This window comes from Mycobacterium montefiorense, assembly GCF_025823255.1.
GTDB lineage: Bacteria > Actinomycetota > Actinomycetes > Mycobacteriales > Mycobacteriaceae > Mycobacterium > Mycobacterium montefiorense.
This window is the reverse complement of sequence record NZ_JACKVL010000007.1, coordinates 132,122-153,603: the sequence shown is the minus strand read 5'-3', so window position 1 is coordinate 153,603 and position 21,482 is coordinate 132,122. Positions and strand designations below refer to the sequence as shown.

General features: G+C 63.7%; 21 protein-coding genes. 7 read left to right on the top strand and 14 right to left on the bottom strand.

Going from position 1 to position 21,482, the window contains the following annotated elements; translation table 11 throughout:
* Positions 1-11: 11 nt before the first annotated feature.
* Positions 12-524 carry a DoxX family protein gene (locus H7K34_RS05380; protein ID WP_108924509.1) on the bottom strand — a complete coding sequence of 171 codons (513 nt, stop codon included), beginning with the start codon at positions 522-524 and terminating at the stop codon, positions 12-14.
* A gap of 177 nt (positions 525-701) precedes the next feature.
* Between H7K34_RS05380 and H7K34_RS05375 the strand changes: the two genes are divergently transcribed.
* Positions 702-2,312, top strand: a complete 1,611-nt coding sequence (locus H7K34_RS05375; protein ID WP_264060974.1) for a pyruvate, phosphate dikinase — start codon at positions 702-704, stop codon at positions 2,310-2,312.
* Positions 2,309-2,914: a MarR family transcriptional regulator gene (locus H7K34_RS05370; RefSeq protein ID WP_264060764.1), complete on the top strand. Its 606-nt coding sequence runs from the start codon at positions 2,309-2,311 to the stop codon at positions 2,912-2,914. The genes H7K34_RS05375 and H7K34_RS05370 overlap by 4 nt, the downstream gene beginning before the upstream one ends.
* 1 nt (position 2,915) lies before the next feature.
* On the opposite strand, the gene H7K34_RS05365 is transcribed toward H7K34_RS05370, so the two are convergent.
* The 3 genes from H7K34_RS05365 to H7K34_RS05355 all read right to left on the bottom strand — a co-directional run bounded on the left by H7K34_RS05365 (position 2,916) and on the right by H7K34_RS05355 (position 5,630).
* The gene (locus tag H7K34_RS05365; RefSeq protein WP_264060763.1) at positions 2,916-4,163 is read right to left on the bottom strand and encodes a WS/DGAT/MGAT family O-acyltransferase; all 1,248 of its coding nucleotides are present in this window, start codon (positions 4,161-4,163) and stop codon (positions 2,916-2,918) included.
* Positions 4,164-4,167: 4 nt separating this feature from the next.
* A complete protein-coding gene (locus tag H7K34_RS05360; protein ID WP_264060762.1) occupies positions 4,168-5,070 on the bottom strand; it encodes an alpha/beta fold hydrolase in 903 nt (300 codons plus the stop codon).
* A gap of 71 nt (positions 5,071-5,141) precedes the next feature.
* Positions 5,142-5,630, bottom strand: coding sequence for a VOC family protein (locus H7K34_RS05355; protein ID WP_264060761.1), 489 nt, complete (start codon positions 5,628-5,630; stop codon positions 5,142-5,144).
* 99 nt (positions 5,631-5,729) lie between these two features.
* On the opposite strand from H7K34_RS05355, the gene H7K34_RS05350 reads away from it, so the two are divergent.
* On the top strand, positions 5,730-6,602 hold the full coding sequence (locus tag H7K34_RS05350) for an alpha/beta fold hydrolase (protein ID WP_264060760.1): 873 nt from the start codon (positions 5,730-5,732) through the stop codon (positions 6,600-6,602).
* Here the strand turns inward: H7K34_RS05350 and gnd are convergent.
* Together gnd and H7K34_RS05340 are read right to left on the bottom strand one after the other, a co-directional pair.
* The gene (gnd, locus tag H7K34_RS05345) at positions 6,595-7,617 is read right to left on the bottom strand and encodes a phosphogluconate dehydrogenase (NAD(+)-dependent, decarboxylating) (RefSeq protein ID WP_264060759.1); all 1,023 of its coding nucleotides are present in this window, start codon (positions 7,615-7,617) and stop codon (positions 6,595-6,597) included. The genes H7K34_RS05350 and gnd overlap by 8 nt on opposite strands.
* Positions 7,618-7,632: 15 nt before the next feature.
* Positions 7,633-9,042, bottom strand: a complete 1,410-nt coding sequence (locus H7K34_RS05340; RefSeq protein ID WP_264060758.1) for a glucose-6-phosphate dehydrogenase — start codon at positions 9,040-9,042, stop codon at positions 7,633-7,635.
* Positions 9,043-9,166: 124 nt separating this feature from the next.
* On the opposite strand from H7K34_RS05340, the gene H7K34_RS05335 reads away from it, so the two are divergent.
* On the top strand, positions 9,167-10,000 hold the full coding sequence (locus tag H7K34_RS05335) for an adenylate/guanylate cyclase domain-containing protein (protein WP_264060757.1): 834 nt from the start codon (positions 9,167-9,169) through the stop codon (positions 9,998-10,000).
* On the opposite strand, the gene H7K34_RS05330 is transcribed toward H7K34_RS05335, so the two are convergent.
* A complete protein-coding gene (locus H7K34_RS05330) occupies positions 9,970-10,161 on the bottom strand; it encodes a hypothetical protein (protein WP_264060756.1) in 192 nt (63 codons plus the stop codon). The two genes, H7K34_RS05335 and H7K34_RS05330, sit on opposite strands and share 31 nt — an antisense overlap.
* Before the next feature lie 59 nt (positions 10,162-10,220).
* Here H7K34_RS05330 and H7K34_RS05325 point away from each other — a divergent pair, with 59 nt between their 5' ends.
* Positions 10,221-10,901: a guanylate cyclase gene (locus H7K34_RS05325; RefSeq protein WP_264060755.1), complete on the top strand. Its 681-nt coding sequence runs from the start codon at positions 10,221-10,223 to the stop codon at positions 10,899-10,901.
* Here H7K34_RS05325 and H7K34_RS05320 read toward each other — a convergent pair.
* From H7K34_RS05320 to H7K34_RS05300, 5 genes are all read right to left on the bottom strand, one after another.
* Entirely contained in the window at positions 10,898-11,221 is a 324-nt protein-coding gene (locus tag H7K34_RS05320) for a putative quinol monooxygenase (RefSeq protein WP_264060753.1), read from the bottom strand. The genes H7K34_RS05325 and H7K34_RS05320 overlap by 4 nt on opposite strands.
* Before the next feature lie 373 nt (positions 11,222-11,594).
* The gene (locus tag H7K34_RS05315) at positions 11,595-12,161 is read right to left on the bottom strand and encodes a C40 family peptidase (RefSeq protein ID WP_264060752.1); all 567 of its coding nucleotides are present in this window, start codon (positions 12,159-12,161) and stop codon (positions 11,595-11,597) included.
* Between the two features lie 144 nt (positions 12,162-12,305).
* The gene (locus H7K34_RS05310) at positions 12,306-12,815 is read right to left on the bottom strand and encodes a nitroreductase family deazaflavin-dependent oxidoreductase (protein WP_264060751.1); all 510 of its coding nucleotides are present in this window, start codon (positions 12,813-12,815) and stop codon (positions 12,306-12,308) included.
* A 30-nt stretch (positions 12,816-12,845) separates the two neighbouring features.
* Entirely contained in the window at positions 12,846-13,913 is a 1,068-nt protein-coding gene (locus H7K34_RS05305; protein ID WP_264060750.1) for an acyl-CoA dehydrogenase family protein, read from the bottom strand.
* 363 nt (positions 13,914-14,276) lie between these two features.
* Positions 14,277-15,197, bottom strand: a complete 921-nt coding sequence (locus H7K34_RS05300) for a LysR family transcriptional regulator (protein ID WP_264060749.1) — start codon at positions 15,195-15,197, stop codon at positions 14,277-14,279.
* Between the two features lie 500 nt (positions 15,198-15,697).
* On the opposite strand from H7K34_RS05300, the gene H7K34_RS05295 reads away from it, so the two are divergent.
* Positions 15,698-17,791 carry an ATP-binding protein gene (locus H7K34_RS05295; protein WP_308205435.1) on the top strand — a complete coding sequence of 698 codons (2,094 nt, stop codon included), beginning with the start codon at positions 15,698-15,700 and terminating at the stop codon, positions 17,789-17,791.
* Here H7K34_RS05295 and H7K34_RS05290 read toward each other — a convergent pair.
* Positions 17,762-18,772, bottom strand: a complete 1,011-nt coding sequence (locus tag H7K34_RS05290) for a LysR family transcriptional regulator (RefSeq protein ID WP_264060746.1) — start codon at positions 18,770-18,772, stop codon at positions 17,762-17,764. The two genes, H7K34_RS05295 and H7K34_RS05290, sit on opposite strands and share 30 nt — an antisense overlap.
* A gap of 355 nt (positions 18,773-19,127) precedes the next feature.
* Between H7K34_RS05290 and H7K34_RS05285 the strand changes: the two genes are divergently transcribed.
* The gene (locus H7K34_RS05285) at positions 19,128-20,054 is read left to right on the top strand and encodes a LysR family transcriptional regulator (RefSeq protein WP_264060745.1); all 927 of its coding nucleotides are present in this window, start codon (positions 19,128-19,130) and stop codon (positions 20,052-20,054) included.
* On the opposite strand, the gene H7K34_RS05280 is transcribed toward H7K34_RS05285, so the two are convergent.
* Positions 19,995-21,377: an FAD-dependent oxidoreductase gene (locus tag H7K34_RS05280; protein ID WP_264060744.1), complete on the bottom strand. Its 1,383-nt coding sequence runs from the start codon at positions 21,375-21,377 to the stop codon at positions 19,995-19,997. The genes H7K34_RS05285 and H7K34_RS05280 overlap by 60 nt on opposite strands.
* Positions 21,378-21,482 lie beyond the last annotated feature (105 nt).

Genomic DNA, 21,482 nt, shown 5'->3' with positions numbered 1-21,482 from the left:
GCCCCGAGAAGCTAGCCGGCTTGCTTGGCTGGCGGCCGGTAGAAGATCAGCAGCAGGCCGAGCGCGCCCGCGAGACCGAGCCCCACCGAGATCAGCAGCCCGTTCCAGCCGATCAGCGGGTCGTTGATCCCGAAGATCGCCCAGTCCAGGCTGAGCCGGCCGGGTCCCAGCGTCGCCACCGCGATCGCGGACAACGCCAGGACCAGGTTGTACTCCCAACCCTCCTTGACGATGAAGAACCCGTTGTGGCGGTGCACGGTCCACGCCGCGACCAGCATCAGCGAGACAAAGCCCGCGGCGGGAATCGGCGTCAGCAGCCCCGCGGCCAGGCCCAGCCCCGCGGCGATTTCGGTGGTGGCGGCCACGGTGGCGTGGAACTTGCCCGGCTTCATGCCGATGCTCTCGAACCATCGCGCGGTGCCCGGTATCCGGCCGCCGCCAAAGAACTTGTTGTAGCCGTGTGCGGCCAATGTCACGCCCAGCACCAGCCGCAGGATGAGTAATCCGACGTCATAGGGAGTCATACGTGCAAACCTAGATCATCGGGCGGATCGGATAACAGCAGTGGTGAGCGGCTGCGTCAGGCGATTCGTGTGGGAATATAGCGGGCGTTCCCGCGTTTGCCGGCAACTAGCTGAACCAGGAGGGGGTGCACCACGGCGCGTATCGCACGAGGCAACAGCACCCCCGAAAGCAGCTCGATCGGGCATGCGGCCACCTCCACCGACCACACCGTGGTGTTGCTGAACGGCGAAACGGACCATCCGCGGCAGATCCTGGGCAACAAGGGCCACGGCATCGAAGTCATGCACCGGCACGACTTGCCGGTGCCGCCCGCGTTCTGCATCACCACCGAGGTGGGCCTGCGGTGTCTGACCGAGCCCGCCGCGACGCTGGACGCGATCTGGCACGACGTGCTCGACCGAATGAAATGGCTGGAGGGCGAAACCTCACGCACCTTCGGCCGCGGGCCGCGTCCGCTGCTGGTCAGCGTTCGCTCGGGGGCCACCCTGTCGATGCCCGGCATGATGGACACGATCCTGAACCTGGGTCTCAACGACAACGTCGAACAGGCGCTGGCCGCGTCTGGAACCAAGAAGTTCGCCGAAGACACCCGGCTGCGGTTCACCGGTATGTATCACCGCATCGTCGGCGGCCAGTCGCCATCCGTTCCGGACGACGCGTACGCGCAGCTTCGCGCGGGCATCGAGGCCGTGTTCGCGTCGTGGAACTCGCCGCGCGCGGTTGCCTACCGCGACCACTACGGCCTCGACGATGGTGGCGGCACCGCCGTGGTTGTGCAGGCCATGGTTTTCGGCAACCTGGGCCCCAATTCCGGTGCCGGAGCATTCTTCTCACGCAATCCGATCACCGGCGCCAATGAGCCTTTCGGGGAATGGCTGCCGGGCGGCCAGGGCGACGACGTGGTCTCTGGATTGGTCGACGTGGAACCGATCGCCGCCCTGCGCGACGAGCAACCGGCGGTCTACGACGAGCTGATGGATGTCGCCCGCACTTTGGAACGACTCGGGTCCGATGTGCAAGAGATCGAGTTCACCGTGCAAGACGGCAAACTCTGGCTGCTGCAGACACGGGCGGCCGAACGCTCGGCGCAGGCGGCGGTGCGGCTGGCGCTGCAACTGCATCACGAGGGGCTCATCGACGCCGCCGAGACGCTGCGCCGGGTGACCGCGACACACGTCAAGGCTCTGCTACTGCCGGCGCTGCAGCCGGAAATACGTTTGGCCGCACCGCTTTTGGCAAAAGGATTGCCGGCCTGCCCGGGCGTCGTCTCGGGTAAGGCCTACACGCAGGTGGACGAGGCGCTGGATGCCGCCGACCGGGGTGAGCAGGTCATCCTGGTTCGCGACCACACCCGGCCCGAAGACGTCCTGGGCATGCTGGCCGCCCACGGCATCGTCACCGAGGTCGGCGGCGCCGCCAGCCACGCTGCGGTGGTCAGTCGCGAACTCGGCAGGGTCGCGGTGGTGGGATGCGGCAACGGAGTCGCCGCAACGCTGGCCGGTAAGCAGATCACCGTCGACGGCTACGAAGGTGAAGTGCGCGAAGGCAATCTGGCCCCGTCCTCGTGGTCGGAGAACGATACGCCCGAGCTTCGCGAACTCGCCGACATCGCGCGGCGAATCAGCCCGCTGCGCGCACACGCCGACGGCGACCACCCGCCACTTGACGATACTTCCGATGCCGCGGTGCGCGCCGCGCTGGACAGCGGGCGTACCGACGTGCTCTCGGCCTCCCCGCTGATCGTCATGCTGGCCGCGCTGCGACTGACCACCCAGACCACCCCGTGACTGAATTGGCTGTGCTGCAGGCAATTCGGCTCAAGGGTCGGGTGACGCCGACCGACCTCGCCGCCACCCTCAATGAAGACGTTGGCGACGTCACCGAGACGCTGACAACGTCGGGCTTGCTGGTCGGCGGGGCGACGTTGCGGATCAGCCCCAGCGGCCGCGACCGGCTGAACGAACTGCTCGCCCAGGAGCGCGAGGGCGTTGACCCGGCCGCGGTGGCGGCCGCCTACGACGACTTCCGAAGCGTGAACCACGATTTCAAGGCTCTGGTAACCGACTGGCAGCTCAAGGGCGGTCCCGGGAGCCCGCCCAATGCGCACGACGACGCCGAATACGACGCGGCGGTACTGGCCCGCCTCGACCGGGTGCACGCCAGGGTGTTGCCGATCATTGCCGCGACCGGCGCCCAACTGCCCCGGCTGAACGCCTATGCAACCAAACTTGTTGCAGCACTTGGAAAAATCAAGGGCGGCGACAGCTCCTGGCTGACCCGACCGCTGATCGATTCGTATCACACGGTGTGGTTCGAAATGCACGAGGAGCTGATCGGCGCCGTCGGCCTCACCCGCGAGGAGGCGGCCAGGTCCGGCGACGCGCAATAACTTAAAGCGCGGCGTCGAGGCGTGCCAGATAAGCGTCGATGTCGGCATCAGGAAAGGCAGATTCGGCCGCGTGCACGCTGATCGCGATCGTCTCGCCGATGCCGTGCACCCCGTGAGTGAGAGCCATCGCCGATGACAGCGCCGGATAGGTGGCCGTCAGCACGACCGGAACTCCCCCGAAATGCAGATCAGCGGGACCGCGATTATTGCTGGAGACCACGGTATTGCCCAGCACCTGCGCAGGCCGGACATCGGGGTCGAACAGCGACACACCCCACCGCAACAATGCGGCGGGCATCGTCGCGAATGCCCGGTCGGTGGCGCTGACAGCCGGATGCGCGAACCGGCGTCGACCATTTGCCAGGTCGCTAGCGATCCGGTGCTGTCGCTCATCGCGGTCAAGCCGTGGGTAGAGCCCGACAACGACATTTCCGAAGTGGTTATTCGCTGGTGGTACACCGGGTTTGGCCATCGGTACTTCTGCGGCCAATGAATCGGCTGCATCGCCGAGCAGACCCGACAGCGCCGTAGACACCGCGGCCAGTACCGCAACGGTGACGGTCGGACCCGACAATTGCGACCGGTGCCGCACCAGCGTGCGTACCGCGCGGGCGCCAACCGGACGGGCGTTCGTGGACAGCGGTGGCCGGTACCCGAGCCCCGGCGCCAGCAGCCCCGCGCGAGTATCGCGAACCAGCCGGCGATGAGTGCGGGCGGCGTCGACCGCGCGCCAGGGCAGAAAACCCCTCGGTGGCTGCTGCACCTCGGGCACCGGGACTGCTCGTCCGAACAGCCACGCCGCCAACGCCGCCGAACGACCGCCGTCGGCCAGTGCATGCGGGACCTGCATCACCGCGACGCTGCCTGGGCCTTGGATGCCCGGAATGTCGAAAACCGGTGTGAATACGTGGACCCGCCAGGACATCCGGCGCATGTCCAACTGGTCGTCGGCGAGGCGGACCACCGCCTGCAGGAATCCGTTCCAACTGCGATCAGCCAGCGGGCTGTGCACCACCCAATCAGGTCCGACCGCCGCCGGCACCCACCGCGGATACCTGAGCGCACCCGGGTCGCTGACCCGCAGCGCTAAATCCGGGCAGGCACGGGCCCGACGGCAAACCTGCTCCATGGCGCGCTCGAGATCGGCTGGCTCGCCGGCGAATGCGTAGACCATGAAGTCGTCATTGGGGACTTTGGCCGTCATCCAGTAGAACTGCGCATCGACGGCCGCCATTCGGCGCGCAGCCATGAGGTCAGCCGGGTGAGCCGGCGAACGCGAGCACCCGCTCGGCAACTTTCTCGGGCTGTTCAAGCTGCAGGAAATGCCCGGCATGCTCGACGATGGCCACCTCGCTACCGGCGGGCAGCACCTTTTCGGTCCAGTGCGCGAACGCCGGAGTCATACAACCGTCGTCGCGGCCATGCAGATACAAGGTGGGCAGGATGGGTGCCTGGGTCCACAGCTCGTTGAGTTCGGCGTAGCGCTGCGGCGGCTTGGTGTTGCGCAGCGTGGCCCGGTAGGTCCCCAGCGCCGCCCGCCAGCTTTCGGGCGTTCCGATCGCGGCGTCGACGTGGCGCAGATCCTCGTCGGCCCCGCGATAGCCCGGCGACCATCGCCGCCACAACAACGGCAGTATCCAGGGCCCGGAACGCTCTGGCAGCAAAGGTAATTGGAAGTAGAACATGTACCAGCTGCGCAACAGCTGACGCGACAACTGGCGGGCCAGCCGGCCCCGCTCGCTCGCCTGGCCGCGGAATGCGGCAGACACCGGCACCGACATGACCACGGCTTTGGCGAACGGGCTGTTGGGCATCGCGGCCAAGCCGGTGGCCGCCAGTGCGCCCCAGTCATGACCGATCACCACGTCGCGGTCGGTCCCTCCGGCCGCCGCGCGCACGCGCAGCGCGTCGTCCATGATCGCGCCGACGTGATAGCTGCCGTCGTCGGGAATCGACGACGGGGCGTATCCGCGCATGAACGGTGCGACGACCCGCCAACCCGATGCGGCAAGCAGTGGGGCCATCTTGCGCCAGCCGTAGGCGGTGTCGGGGAAGCCGTGGAGACACAAGGCGATCGGGGCGTCGGGCGGGCCCCAGGTCAGCGCCTTGAGGTCGCCGGGAGGCCCCGGCACGTCGATCCACCGCGGCTCGGTCACACGGACCAACCTAACGCGTACGGGTCCAGACCGCACCGACGGACCGCAGGAATCTCTAAACCGTCACGGCATCAAGGGTTTTCGCTCGATGCATCCGCCGCCGCCCGCTCGAGCTCAGCGACCACGATCTTGCGCATGCCGTACATCGCCCGGGTGGCGGCCGTCGCGCGGGCCGGATCGGGATGGCTCACCAGGTCGTAGAGCCTGGCCGGGATTACCTGCCAACGCAGCCCGTAGCGGTCCTTGCACCAGCCGCATGGCAACTCCTCACCACCGTCGGTCAGCCGGTTCCAGTAGTAATCGACCTCGTCCTGGTCTTGGCAGTCGATCGTGAAGGAAACCGCCTCGCTGAACGGGAACTGCGGACCGCCGTTGATCCCGATGAACCGGTTGCCGTCCAGCACAAACGTGCCCGATAGCACCGAGCCGGGCTCGCCGGGACCGGCGTCGGTGCTGCGGTTGAGGTCCTGGATTCGCGAGTTCGGGAACACCGAGGCGTAGAATGTCACCGCCTCCTCGAAGTTGTGGTCAAACCACAGCGAGGGAGTGATCGATGGCATGGGCGCCTCCTTTCCTGTTTGGGTACCTGCCGAGGTCGTCTCACGGTCAGACCCCACCAAGCGCCAGAAATCATCGGAGCACTATGTAACGTCAGTTCGATGAGCACCGTGAGCAGCAGTCCCCAGACGGTCAAGTTCGCTGGTGTGGGCGGTATTGGCCTGGTCGCCGACGAATGGAACCGCGACGTCGCCATCGCGGGCCGACCGTCGATTCTGATGTTGCACGGCGGCGGCCAAAACCGGTTCTCCTGGAAGAACACCGGTCAATTCCTGGCCGACGAGGGTTACCACGTCGTCGCACTCGACAGCCGCGGCCATGGCGACAGTGACCGAGCGCCCGGCGCGGACTACGCGATCGAAACCCTGATGGCCGACGTCTTGCACATCCGCGACGCTATCGGCCATCCCGTGGTGCTGATCGGCGCCAGCATGGGTGGGCTGACGGGCATCCTGGTGGCCGACGCCGCGGGCCCGGACAGGGTGACCGGATTGGTGCTGGTCGACGTGGTGCCGCGGTATGAGAAGAACGGCAGCGCGCGCATCCGGGACTTCATGTTGACCAACCTGCACGGTTTCGGCTCGCTCGAAGAAGCAGCCGAGGCAGTGTCGGCCTACCTGCCGCACCGCAGTAAACCGCGCAGTCCCGAGGGGTTGAGAAAGAACCTTCGGCTGCGTGACGGCCGGTGGTACTGGCACTGGGATCCGGCGTTCATGACGGCACCCGGGGATGACCCGGATTTGCGGACGGACAACTTCGAGCATGCGGCCAAGCATCTGCAGATCCCGATCCTGTTGATCCGCGGCAAACTCTCCGACGTTGTCAGCCCCGAGGGCGTGCGGCATTTCCTGGACACGGTGCCGCGCGCCGAGTTCGTCGAATTGTCCGACGCCGGGCACACCGCCGCCGGCGATGACAACGACGCGTTCACCGACGCCGTGGTGGACTTCGTCAGGCGAGTGACCGCTAGTTAGCCGGTTTCTCGGCGTGTCCGCCGAACTGCTTGCGCATCGCCGACAGTGCCTTGTTGGCGAAGTCGTCGAGGCTGCGCGAGGCGAAGCGGGATTGCAGCGCGGTCGTTAAGACCGGTGCGGGAACTCCCTCGTCGATCGCCGCGATCGCGGTCCATCGACCCTCGCCCGAGTCCGAGACCCGTCCGGAGAACTCGTGCAGGTCGGGCGATTCGTGCAGCGCGATCGCCGTCAGATCCAGCAGCCAGGACCCCACGACGCTGCCCCGACGCCACACCTCGGCGACATCGGGAATGTCGATGTTGTAGCGGTAACACTCGGGGTTGGACAGCGGCGCGGTTTCGGCGTCGCCCTTTTCGACGCGCGTACCGATGTCGGCGTTGCGCAGAATGTTGAGCCCTTCGGCCAGCGACGCCATCATTCCGTACTCGATTCCGTTGTGCACCATCTTCACGAAGTGCCCGGCCCCGGCCGGCCCGCAGTGCAGATAGCCCTTCTCCGGTTGCGCGACCTCGCCCTCGCGGCCCGGCGTGCGCGGGGCCGCGTCAACACCGGGCGCGATGGTGGCGAACAGCGGCTCGGCGTGATCGAAGGATTCCTGGTCGCCGCCGATCATCAGGCAGTAGCCACGCTCTCGACCCCACACCCCGCCGCTGGTGCCGCAGTCCATGAGGTGAATCCCCTTCTCGGCCAAGAATTTTGAGTGTTTGAGATCGTCGCGGTAGTAGGAGTTGCCGCCGTCGATCACGATGTCCCCAGGCTCGAGCGTCTTACCCAGCTCCTCGATCACTGACGTGGTGATGTCGCCCGCAGGCACCATCACCCAGACCACCCGCGGCGCGGTCATCTTCTCCTTCAGCTCGGCAACCGAAAAGGCCCCTGTCATTCCCGCCTCACCGGCCAGCGCCTTGACGGCTTCCTGGTCGTGGTCGTACACCACGCCCTCATGTCCGCCGCTGACCACGCGGCGAATGATGTTCGCACCCATCCGGCCCAGGCCGATCATTCCGAGCTGCATTATTTTCCGGTCTCCTTACTGTCCCGACTGCGTTTTTGGAGGGAACCACGGGTCTTGCCAGTGGCGATGACCACGTACCAGCGACTGGACGGCCTCGGGCCCCCAGGACCCCGGCTCGTAAGGGTGGATTTCGCTCGGCTTGTCGAGCAGCGGCTGGACGATGCGCCAGGTCTCTTCGATGCTGTCCTCTCGGGCGAAAAGCTGCCGATCGCCGGTCAGCGCGGCATGCAGGAGCAGTTCGTAGGGCCCCTCAGCTTCACCCAGGTCCGTGGCGAACAACGAATCGAGGTGTACGTCGTGCCAATCGCCCTGGACTTGAGCGGACAACTGCAGACGCATGCCCGGTTCCGGGTCGATGCGCAACACGATCTGATTCGGCTCGGCCGACCTGCGGTGGGGCAGGAAGGCCAATTGCGGAACCCGGCGCAGAAACAGCCGCACCTCGGTGACCTTCTCCGGCAGCTCCTTACCGGCCCGCAGGAAGATCGGCACCCCGGACCAGCGCCAGTTGTCGATCTCGGTCCGCAGCGCGACGAAAGTCTCGGTCTGCGAGTCCTTTGCCACTCCGGCAACGTCGGTGTAGCCGTTGTACTGACCCCGTACGCAACGCTTGGGGTCTAGCGGCGGCATGGCGCGGAACACCTCGGACTTTTTGTCGTTGAGGTCGTCGGCGCTGCCACCGACCGGCGGTTCCATAGCCATCACAGCAAGCACCTGCAGCAGATGGTTCTGCACCACGTCGCGCAGGGTGCCGACCTTGTCGTAGAACTTGCCGCGGTCCTCGACGCCGAAGTTCTCGGCCATCGTGATGTGAATCTCGGAAACGCTCTGGCGATCCCACAACGCGGCCAGCGCCTGGTTGGCGAACCGGAGGCATTCAAGTTCCACCACGGGCTGCTTGCCCAAGAAGTGGTCCACCCGCAGGATCTGGTCTTCGTCGAGCACCGCGTGTAATCGCTCGTTGAGCTCGCACGCCGATTCCAGGTCATGGCCGAACGGCTTTTCCACTGCGACGCGTGCGCGCTGCACGAGTCCTTCCCGCGCGAGGTTCTCGACGATCGGGGCGAACAATGCGGGCGGCATTTCGAGGTAGTACAGCGGGCGGTAATCCGAACCGATCACCTCGGCCAGCCGGTGGTAGAGCTCGCGCTCGGTGACATCGCCGTGCATGTAGTCCAACCGATTCGCCAGCCGATCGAACACCTCGTCGTCGATCTTCTCCCCGGCTTCATTGATGGCGCCCCGCGCCCGCTCGACCAACTCCTCGACGCTGATGTCGTCGCTAGCGACACCCAGGATCGGGCAGTCCAGCAGGTTGCGGCGCTCGAGCCGATACAACGCCCGGAACGTCATCTTGCGGGCCAGATCGCCGGTGATCCCGAAGATCACCAGCAGGTTGGACGAATCACCACCGTCGTCGGCCAAGACCGAACCTCCCAAAAGTCACCTGATCGGAGCACTTGAGATGCACTACCCGGGGGTGTTCGCACTCAACCCTAGACACTGCTTATAGGGCCGACAACCGGAAGCCATCGCGCACTTTGCAAGGATGCGTGACGTGGGTGATGTACTGCATATCGCGGTCTACGTCCTGGCCGGCGTTGCCGTGATCGAGGCCTGCGCACTCGCCGTGTTGTGGCGGTTGCTCGACCGTAGCCGCCAGGAGGCCGAGGAGCTAAGGCAGCGTGTCGACACCCGCAATTGGCTGATCTCCGGTGGCCGTGAGGCGGTCAAGACGGTGTGGAACACCGCCAGCGTGATGCGTAAGGAGGGCTTTGGCGCGGCCATGCGCAGCTCCATCGAAGACCTCGCCGACTGGGCCGAGGTCGAGCGCCCCGACCTGGCCCGGGTAACGCCGGACGGCCGGGTGGTGATTTTGTTCTCCGACATCGAGGAGTCCACCGCGCTCAACGAGCGGATCGGCGACCGCGCCTGGGTCAGGTTGATCAGCTCGCACGACAACCTCGTTTCCGGGCTGGTGAAGCGTCGATCCGGCCACGTGGTCAAGAGTCAGGGCGACGGTTTCATGATCGCCTTTGCGCGGGCCGAGCAAGCGGTGCGCTGTGGCATCGACCTTCAGTACGAACTGCACAAGGATGCAAAACGTAAGCGGCACGAGGAGATTCGGGTGCGGATCGGCATCCACATGGGCCGCTCGGTGCGCCGCGGCGATGACCTGTTCGGCCGCAACGTCGCCATGGCGGCGCGGGTCGCGGCGCAGGCCGTCGGCGGAGAGATCCTGGTGAGCCAACCGGTGCGAGACGCGCTGAGCGACTGTGACGACATCTGGTTCGACGAAGGCCGCAGCGTCGAGTTGAAAGGATTTTCGGGCGACTATCGGTTGTTTGCGGTTCAGACCGAATCCGACGCCGACCTGGACTGACCATCCTGCGCATCCGACTCGGCCAGCCGCTGGTGCAGTCGGGAGCGGATCTCGTCGGGGGTGTAGGCGCGCCGTTTCCGTTGGTCACGCACGACGAGCGCGCCCCCGGCGACGACACCGGCGACGCCGGCCAGGCCGATCCACTTCCAAATGCTGCGCATAATTGACACGCTATTACCGCCATGGACACGGCGAAACCCCAAGCGACGAGCGGACTTCAATGCTGACCCTGGAACAAGCGCTGAACGAGACCCGGACCGGCGACCTCTGGCTGTTCCGCGGGGGTTCGGGACCCGACCGTGCCATTCAGACGTTGACGAACAGCCCGGTGAACCACGTCGGCATGACGGTGGCCATCGACGACCTCCCACCGCTGATCTGGCATGCCGAATTGGGCGACAAGCTCGTCGACCTATGGACCGGAACGAACCACCGTGGCGTGCAGCTCAACGATCTCCGCCAGGCCGTCGTGCAGTGGAGTGAGCGCTACCACCAGCGCTTCTGGCTGCGCCAGCTGATGCCGCACGCCACCCGCGAACAAGAAGACAAACTGCTGCGGGTGATCGCCCGGATGGACGGCACCGCGTTTCCGACCACCGCGCGCCTCACTGGACGGTGGTTGCGTGGCCGGCTCCCCACCGCTTACGACTGGACAAAGGGAATCCCCTTCGTAGACAAGAAGGTTCGAGAGTCCACCCAACGGCGCAAAGAACGTCAGCGCGTCGGCTTGGAAACCGCGTACTGCGCCGAGACGGTGGGCATCACTTATGAGGAAATGGGCTTGGTCAGTACCGAGAAGTACGCGAACTGGTTTGACCCGGGCACGTTCTGGAGCGGCGATACGCTTCCGCTGGCACCTGGGTACGCACTAGGCGAAGAAATCGAGGTGTCCATCGGCTAGTCGACGGACATCTCCCCCATCTTCGACCAGCCCGTCGCGTCGATCGTCTGACTGATGATCTTGGGCGTGGACTTCAGCGCCTGCGGCATCTCCTGGATGGCCCGCTTGAAGTGATCGCTGTTGACGTGGACGCCCCCGGCGTCGCCGTCAACGAATGCCTCGACGAGGACGTACTCTGCCGGGTTGTCCAGGCTGCGCGACCATTCGAACCACAGGTTGCCCGCTTCGGCGCGGGTGGCCGCGGTGAACGAGGCGACCAGGTCCGGCCAGCGGTCGGTCCAGTCGGGTTTGGTTTCGAACTTGACGACGATGAAGATCATTGCGGTCCCCGCTTTGCTCGCAGCTCCGAATGCGCCTGCCTGCCCGATCAGCGACGGGCAGCGCCAGGATATACGGCCCGTTGCGGCCCCAGGCTCCTCGTTGTGACGGGAGTGGCACTGCGGGACAGTGAGGCTCCTGTTTCAGGGGAATACAGCAAAGTCCGCCTAAGCGTCGTAATGGACGCGTAGGCGGACTTTTCACTGGAACTTCATTATTTGAATTTGCGGTGCCACACGGTGACTTGTGATGCAGGCCACAACGAAGTGGTTTTCTCGACTACTTCACTTGCGCCAGGCGCGCAATGCAATCCGGGTGATTCGCGCCGCGATTCGATCTCCGAAATTAGATAACATGTCGAAATCCAATTCTTTATCAATTCGGAATTCCGGGATCGCCTGGCGGCGGCAATTCGGGAGCCGGCGCAGCGGGTGGGGCGGGAGCCACGGCACCAACCAAGACGGGCGGCGCCTCCGGCGGCCGGGGCGGAGCGTCCGGCGGCGGAGGGGGCGGTGCATCCGGTGGCGGAGGCGGCAGACCCGGCAGCCCCATTGGCAGGCCTTCACCGTCCGGCGGCATCGGCAGGAACATATGGTGCGTGAATCCGGCCTGGTAAGCGCCCGCACCACCGACGTGCACCCCGCCACGCTCGCCGCTGGACACCGGGGTACCGTCCGGCAGGGTCACCGCCGTGTGGCCCCCGTTCCAGCCGACAACCAACGCGTTGGGAGCCGTTCCATATTGAAAGCCCCGCGACAACAGCGCGGCTTCTTCATTCCCAGTATTGAATCTGTTTCCGTAAATCGGTCTGTCGGTTGCCGCGTTGACAACCCACGACACGAGCCCCGAACAATCGGTACCCGCGGGAGAATCTCCACCCACAATATAGGGCGTCCCCGAGACCTGATTAATCAGCGACATCAACGAAGCAAGGACAATCATGGGCACGGACACTAGCAACAAGGTAGTTAGCAAGACAAAATTTGTGGCGCCGATCACGTGTAAATTAAATAATGGTGTGCACCGCACCTACAGCAAACAAGTCACGAGAATGCATATTTCCCGAAACGGTACTGCTACCAGGCCTCATCCCGCCGGCGCGGGCCGCAGGCGCAAAACCGGGATCCGCCGCCCAAGCGCAGTGGCCTTGGCGCGGTAATCGCCATAGTTGATGCAGACATGCTCCGCGAGCGCGTAAAGGCGCTCGTAGTCGGCGGGATCGGTGACCTCCACCGCGACGAAGCCTTCGTCACCGAGCCGACATTCGGGATGCGCCTTCAGGTTGTGGTACCAGTGCGGGTTCTTGGGTTCACCCAGATAGGAGGCGACCAAGATCGCATCGGGCCCATCGTGGAAGTACGCGAGTTGATGCTCTCGCGGCTGACCCGACTTGGCGCCCATGCTGATCAATGGGGCCGAGGAAAGCCCGCCGAGGATGGACGGGTAGCGCCCGCCGGTTGCTCGATACAGCCACGGATCGATGTGCCACAACAGATGTCGCCCCACGAACCCTCCCACCCGCGAGCGGCCGAAGCGTTCCAGGGCTCGATACCAGCGGCCGTAATCCTGGGTCGGGTCGACGTAGTGCAGCGGCATGCCGCGACATTACTGTGCGGTGCCCCACCGTCAGGCGCATCTGGACAATTCCCAGCGCAGTTGAGCCTCCGATGGCGACTGAACGGGGACGAACGCCGCCTCCCGATAATGGCGGCTCGTCGATGTCCTGGTTGCATACCCGTTGCCTCCGGCCGTTCGCAATTCTAAATCGGCGCTGGCACTGACAAGTTCACCCGCGGAAAGCCTCAAGGACAGCAGATCTTTCGTGGTCGGCGGCCTGGCGCCACCCACGGCGGCCGCCACCGCCGCCAACGTTGCTTCTGCTTGGGCCAGCCCGCCCGCGATGCGGTCGAGGTCGGGGCGCAAGACCGCAGTGGTCCCGGCTAGACCGAGCCTGCTCTGATCGACGCAGGTCCTGGTCAGCCCCAGACACATCGCGGACTGCAGGATGAGCATGGTCGGACGCACCGCCTGCAGGAAACCCTTCAAGTCGCGCGACAGCACTTGCTCCGCGGGGACGTAGGCGGCTGTCATATGCACATACGACGACGCGGTGCTCCCCATTGCCAGCAAGTCGAAGGGATCGCCCACCTCTATCCCCAGCGTATCCAGTGGCACGGCAATGATCAATCTCTCTCCGTCATCCGTGCGCACCCCGGTAACCATGATCGAGTCGGTATACAGATTGCTGGCCCACCTGATCGGGCCGGAAATCTCATAGCCGCCCGCCACCGGCGTCGCCGTCAATTCCAGGCTTCCGCAGCCCGTCACCTCCTTTTGCGTCGCAGCCATTCCACTGACCCCCAGGGCGGTCCCGGCAAGAAGCGGCGTGGCCGCGGCATTGCTGAAAGGCGTTGCAGCGGTGAGTAGATACTCCACCGTCATCCTGTGCGCCCACAACGAGAACCCCGTGCTCATGCATTCAGCCGAGATCAACCGGATCACATCGGCCATCTCGGGGAGCCTGCCGTCGGCATTGCCGGGGGCACCTACCCCGAGCAGAGCGGCAGATCCGAGCGCGACGAAGCTACGGCGGGAGTGATACTCGCCGCGGTCCAGCGCCCCGGCGTGGGCTCGAATATCTTCCAGCAGTCGCGAATCCAACTGGGTTGGTGCGGAACCCATCGCCGCCGTCATACCAGTACCTCCCGTTTGGTGTTTCATTCGCAACCAAGCAACTCGCTGCCGGAAGCGACGGTCGCCCCGGCACCGTTTCGAACGGGGCGGGGGTGCGCACTCACGTGAAAGTCCATCGCGCTCATGGCCGGTCACGGAAGGCCCGTTGTGTACTACGTACAGCGTCTACGGGCTACGCCCGAATCTACCCCGCCTACGTGACCCGGAAGTATGCACATTTCGGACGATTTCTCAGATACCTCGAATACCACGACCGCTGACAGCGGTAGGGTATTTCACAGCGATGCTGGCGAGCTGGTTCGGAAATCAACTGGGCACGAGCGGTTCTATGGACACGGGCTCCGAAATCGCAGGCCCCGCGGCTCAAACCTCTTCCGAGAAAGCATGTTCGGTGGCGGGCCCATCCCACCTGGGCAGTCCGCGCCGATGGACGTCGGAGACGAACTGTTGAACAAGGTGATTGGACCGTGCGTCGACAATAACAATGACATCAATCGTTATCAGGGGTTTTAGTCGGCGCACGGTTCCGGCCAGCCGCGTCGGTAACGCAGACGTTGGCGCGATGGTGATACCCATCCCGGCGGCGGCAAGCTGCACCGCCGTGCGCGGACTGCGGGTACGTAGCACGGTATTGAGCAGGATATCGTGGTGCGCAGCCAGCTGGTCAACCCATGCGGCCAAGGCATTTTCGCTGTCGTAGTGGATAAATGGCTGGCCATCAAGGTCCTCGATCGGTATGTGGGGCAGCTCCGCGTAGGGGTGCCCGGCGGCTGCCACCACAACGGCATCCTGCTCACCGATGACATCGATGTGACCAGAGCAGCCGCGGGTGGGTCGCGGGCCGAAAGCGACGTCGATTTGACCAGCCTCCAGCAACTCGAGCATGACGTCAGTGTTGGTGAACTCCGACAACTCCAAATGCACGTCCTGGCGCAGACATCGCCACTGTTGCAAGACCGGAAGCAAAAGCCATGCCGTCAGGGTCTCCGAACAAGCGATGCGGATTCTGCCCGCCCCACCCTGGCCCACCCGTCTGCCGGTCTGAACGGCTTGCCGAGCTGCCTGCAGCGCGATGCGCGCCTCGTCGGCCACCGCCCTGCCGGCGGCAGTAACGCGTACGCCGCGCCGTAGCCTTTCGGCCACAGAAGTTCCTAATTCCTTTTCCAGCGCCGCAATTTGGTGTGATATAGCTGGCTGCGACATGTGCAAGGCCACCGCTGCTGCGCTGATAGATCTATGGTCGACCAGGGCGACCAAGCATTCCAGCGCCCTCAGCGTTGCCATTCCAAAAAGATTACCTACCACCGTTGTGTTTGTGGCATTCGCGAAATCTAATCAACAAGACCACAGCGCAAAGCAAACACATCATAAGACGGAGCGACCTGCCCGACTTCTACTTCCGAGTCTCGGATGCGGTCTCCACCCAGCCGGCTTTCAAGAGCTATGCGGTCACGATAAGCCGCCGGCTAACGACGCCATTGACGAAAAGTGCTGAATTACAGGTGTGCCACCCCATCAGCCACTGAGCGCGCGACCAGGCGTTCTGCACCAAGCCCGCCCGGCAACGGGCGTGGTATAGAAATTTCCGAATGACATGCCCCAAAAATGTCATATTTCAAAAGCGCACGCCCGTCATGTGCCGACTACTGTAGTACTCGAGGTTCAGCGGTTCCGACAAAACAAGATCCGCAATCAGCTTGTGCGCAAACATAACTGATTGTTGATTCACTCGACATGGCTGACCTGTGCCGAACAACATCGACAGTCATCGGGGGGTGTTTAAGATGAACGCCCCGTCGGCATGCATGGCGTGTGGAACCGAATTGCGTTCGTCGGCACGCTTTTGCGATGCTTGTGGCGCACCGATCGCCGGCGTACGAACAGCAGCGGAATATAAACAGGTCACCGTAATATTCGCTGATGTCGTGCAATCGATGAACGTCGCAGCCGCCGTGGGACCGGAGCGGATGCGCGAAATCATGACCGAATTGGTCGACCGATCAGCGGCTGCCGTGCAGCGTCACGGCGGAACACTGGACAAGTTCACCGGCGACGGAGTCATGGCGATTTTTGGCGCACCTACCGCGCTCGAAGATCATGCGCTGCGTGCATGTTTGGCCGCACTCGGTATTCAAGAGGAAGCCAAGCAACTTGCCGCGAAGGTCAAGGTCGACGACGGTGTGGATCTGAGCTTGCGGGTCGGGCTCAATTCCGGGCAGGTGATCGTCGGTGAAATCGGTTCCCGCACACCGGCATATACCGCCGTCGGCGAGCAGGTCGGCATCGCGCATCGAATGGAGTCGATCGCGCCTCCTGGCGCCGTCATGATCAGCGCAGCCACGGCGCGACTCGTCGAGAACGTGCTCGCTCTCGATAAGGCTCAACAAATTCAGGTCAAAGGCGCCACTGATCCAGTGCAAGCTCATCGCCTTTTGGGCATTAGCGCGCAGCACCAGCGGACTGCAGATTGTCCGCCGACATTAGTGGGCAGAGAGCGGGAATTGGCTACGTTGACGGCGATGCTGGATCGCTCCATGGCTGGACACGGCTCCGTGGTCGGCCTGGTTGGCCCGGCTGGCATCGGTAAGACACGGCTGGCCCGTGAACTCGTGCAAGTGGCGAGAAGTCTTGGTGTCAAAAGATTTCCAACCTTCGGTGAATCACATACCGCCGATGTGCCATTTGGAGCCGTGGCGCGTTTGCTGCGAGTGGCAAATCGACTGAACGGCCTAGATAATCGAGTGGCGCGGGCACGAATCAGGGCATTTATGGCCGACGCTGATGCAGATGATGTGCTGCTGCTGGACGACCTGCTCGGCATCGCCGACCCCCACGTGGCGCCGCCGAAGATCGACCCCGAGGTGCGCCGGCGACGATTGACGGCGCTCATCTCTTCTCACCTAAACCCCACACAAACAGCGGTCGTCGTGATCGAGGACGCGCACTGGATCGACGGGGTGAGTGAATCCATGCTGGTCGACTTCCTGGCCGTGACCCCTAGGACGCATTGGCTGGTGATTGTCACCTACCGCCCCGAGTACCGCGGGCCTCTTCGGGCAGTTGCCAACGCCCAGACCATTGCGCTCGCACCGCTCAACGAGGCCGAAACCATCACGCTGACCGGTGATTTGCTCGGCCCTGATCCATCCGTTCGGGAAGTTTGCGAGATTATTGCCGCACGCGCGGGCGGAAATCCTTTCTTTGCACACGAGATGACTCGAGAACTCTGCGAACGCGGCGTGTTGGAGGGCACCCGAGGATGTCACGTGTGCGTGAAGGAAGCCGCGGATGTCCGGGTCCCAGCAACGCTGCAGGCGACCATCGGCGCTCGCATCGATCGGCTGGGTCCGCTGGCCAAGCGTGCGCTCAGTGCGGCCGCGGTCATCGGATCCCGGTTCGACGCCGATCTTTTGACGCATCTGGGCGGCGAGGTCTCCGTCGACGAACTGGTCGCGGCTGAGCTCGTCGACCAAATCCGGCATAAGCCATGCGCAGAGTACGCATTCCGGCATCCGCTGATTCGCACCGTCGCCTATGAATCACAACTGAAGTCCGACCGCGTGCGGCTGCATCGTCAGGCCGCCGCTGCGATCGAAGCGAAAGAACCTGAGGACTGCGACTCCAATGCCGATCTGATCGCGGAACATCTCACTGCCGCAGGGGATTTACGTGCCGCTGACAGCTGGCACGTGCGTGCCGCGCGGTGGGCGACCAATCACGATCTCGCCACGCCGCACCGAAGCCGGGAACGCGCACAAAGCATCGCCGATGTGCTGTTGACCGATACCCCGCATAGGAGAGCGATGCGCATCGGGGCGTCGTGTCAATCTATTCCCGAGGAAGTTCGTTCACGCCCCTGCCGCACACACCGGCGGTGAACCGGGCAGCAGCGACGAATCGCCCGGCGCGTGATCCCCATCGCAAGACGCTGATGTCGTCGCGGTGTTGTGAGGCAGTTGGCCCACCCGACATTGGACTGACCAATTCGGGAGACCGCGATGGTGAATATCGGTAAGGAATTGGCGCACAAGCCCGTCTGACGGCGCGGCGACCACCGCGATGACATCGCGTTCGACTCGAGGTCGTAGGCGCCGCACCACTCCCGGTGACCCAGGCGCCAGGGCTGATACCGGAACAAGCGTCGCGCCGATCCCGGCGGCAGCCAACTGGGCTGCGGTCCGTGGGCTCCTTGTGTGCAGGACAGGATTCAGGACGACTTTGTGACGATCCGCAAGTTCGTCGACGCTGGCGGCCAGCCCGTTGTCGGGGCCGTAATGGATAAAGGGTTCGTCGCAGAGTTCGCTGACGGCGACTCCGTCCGTGAGCTCTGTGAAACGGTGGCCCGGCCCGACAACGACGACAATCTCCTCTGTGCCGAAGACGCTGATGTGGGCAGTGGTGGATGTCGGCGCCGGCCCAATGGCGATGTCGACGACACCCGCTTCCAACCTCTCGACCATCGCATCAGCACTCGTAAACTCGGACAGGTCAAGCTGTACTTCGGGGCGCTGCGAACGCCATTGGCGTAGCACCGGTGCCAGCAGCCATGTCGTCATCGTCTCCGCACATGAGATCCGGATGCTGCCGGCACCGGCTTGGGCGACCCGCTTGCCGACATGTATTGCCCTTGCCGCGGCGCTCAGCGCGGCTTGAGCCTCTTGCGCTGCGGCCCGGCCTGCCGCCGTCACCCGCACCCCTCGCGGCAATCGTTCCACCACGGGTGTGCCGAGTTCCTTTTCCAGCGACGCGATTTGGTGAGACAGCGCGGGCTGCGACATAAATAGTGCCGCTGCGGCTCTGCTGACCGAACGGTGCTCCACCAATGCGACGAGGCATTCCAATGTCCGCAATGTCGTCATGTCTAGCTCATTCAACTCCAGTAGGTGGAAGAGGCCGCGTTACATCGGCAGGCGGCTCGACTCCGGTCAGCCGGCGTGCCATGTTGTGTTCGCCTACCCGTCGCGAGACCGCGGACCATCTTCATTCGATACTCCATTTCAGACTATAACTATACTCCAGTCTGGAGTATAGGCAAGTTTGGGCATCGCGCCGTCAACCTTTGGGGGAGATTCAGTCGGTTCGTGTGACGAGGTATGCGCGATTTCTTCCGAACGAGTCCAAAAGTAGAATGGCTCGGCAATATGCTTATTCTGTTATATACAAGCATATTTCGTGGATACGTCATCGGCAGCTACCGCAAGGTACTCTCGCAAAATGGCAACGTTGCGCGCGCTGGAATGTTTGGTCGCGCTTGTCGACCACGGCTCTGTCTCCGCTGCAGCCGCGGCATTGCATATGTCACAGCCCGCCGTATCGCACCAAATCGCAATCCTGGAAAAGGAATTAGATACTCCGGCAGCAGACAGACTATGGCGAGGCATGCGGATCACCGTCGCCGGCAGGGCGGCCGCCGAGGAGGCGCGAGTGGCACTTCGGGCGGCCGAGCGAGCGATCTGGATCGGTCGCCGGGTTGCGCGCGCCGACGCGGGACGAATACGCATCTCCTGTGTCGAGACGATGACCACGTGGCTTCTGCTACCCGTGTTGCGCCACTGGCGATCGCGGCGACCCGGCGTCCACCTCGAACTGTCCGAATTCACCAGCGACGACGCCATGCTGGACCTGCTTGAAGCTGGGCAAACCGACGTCATTTTTGGCTCGCACCCTACCCAGGCTACCGATGCGGGCATCGAAGTCTTCGGCAAACAAGAAGTTGTTGTAGTCGCGGCGCCCGGACACCCCTTCACCGGGATGTCCGCCGTACCCTTTCATGACCTGCAAGGCAAGCCGTTCGTACACTACGACCAGGAGAACGCGCTCGCCGTGTGGATCGATCAACTCGCCGCACGCCACGAGGTAGAACTCAACCCCGTGCTGCGAACCCGAAGTGCGCGCACCGCAGTGCAACTGGCCGGCGCAGGGATGGGGATAACCATCGCCCCCGTATCGGCACTGCCGTCACGGCCGGCCGGAACGGTACGGCGATTGCGACCGGGAACTTCGGTCGACGTCGTAGGCATCCTCGCTGCACCATCAGACACCCTCGTTTGCAAATTTGTTGCCGACATTCGCCGTCGCGGCCTACCCGCGTGGACGCCGGAAGGGCAACCCGATCGAACAGCACCCAACGTCGTCGCGTAGAGGTACACGACGTCTGCCACCTGCGACCACAGCCTGGGCGGCTCGGCCCACCATAGACGGGCGAAATAGCGAAGCGGGACTGTCGATCATCCACAGAACGCGAAGCAGCTGCTGCGCTACTGCCGGATCCGTTTCGATCGCTGCCAAAATGCAGTTCATGTAGGGAGTGGTCATCCGTGCCGACAGCGACTGACGGCCCGGGACGTATGGGAGGGCTAGATCCGACCGGACTGCTGTCCCCCATGCGGTCCGAATGCTTTTGGCTGATTTCCGATGAAAACGCTTCTGCACGTGCCGAATGTTGTTGTCGCGCCGTAGGCAGTCGCGTAATACTTCAGCTTCGATCGCGGCGATCGTCATACCTTGGCCGTAAATCGGGTTGAAGCTACAGACCGCATCGCCGAAAACCAATAACCCCTCGGGCATCCGAACAAGTTTGTCATAGCGCAACCATCGGTTAGACGGCACCCGATGCTGTGCCACCTCACCGAGCGGTTCTCCTGCTCGGACCGCAGCCGTCACGTGGGGAGGCGCAACTTCCGCGACGAGGTCAAGGAACGCTTCGCGCTCAACGGGCGGGTCCTGACCTCCCAGAAAACCCACGCAGACAAGGTAGGTGTCCTGCTCGCAACCGATCATCGCGAAAAGCGATGGACGGCTCGGCGTTGGCGGGTTCGCCACCATGACTTCTGGCAACATTCCATGCGGAATACGAACGGGTAACGTCGAATACGCCAGACGCACATCAACGCTGTCAGATCGTGGACGGTCGTATCCGAACTTCTCAAGAAACATCGGGGTTCTCGAGCCACGACCAGTCGCGTCAACGACCAGATCTGCCGGTAGCCGCATCGCGGCGTCATTATCGCGCTTCGAGACCCACACGTCGGTGATGCGGAGGCGTTCGGGGTCGGTGGCCAAGCTGATAAAATCGTGCTGTTCAAGGATTTTCACGTTTGAGATTGCTCGGACCGCTCGGCGAACCCCCCATTCGAGCAGCGGACGACTCAGATGGTAGTTCGTCATCGCCGCGGGATCGGGGAGTGTGGACGAACGCGCCATCAGGCGCCCCCCGATCATCCACCAGAATCTGGATAAGTCGCCGTCGTCCCATCTGATTGCGCCATCGGCGACTAACTGATCAAAGAGGCCCGGGAATCGGTGCCCGAGAATCTCCACAGCTTTACCCAGCAGGGCATGCGGATGCTTGCCTTGCGGAACACCCCGGCGATTAACCGGTCCCTCGGGCAGACGGTCCCGCTCGACGACAGTAACCGTGTGGTAGAAGTCGGCCAATGCACGGGCGGCAAGGAGTCCGCCCATGCTTGCGCCCAAAACGATTGCTCTCTCCCGTGGTTCGCCCACTCGCGGATCTCCCTAACCTCGTACGCGTGCCACGTGGACACCGAAAAACGCATCGCGCGCAAT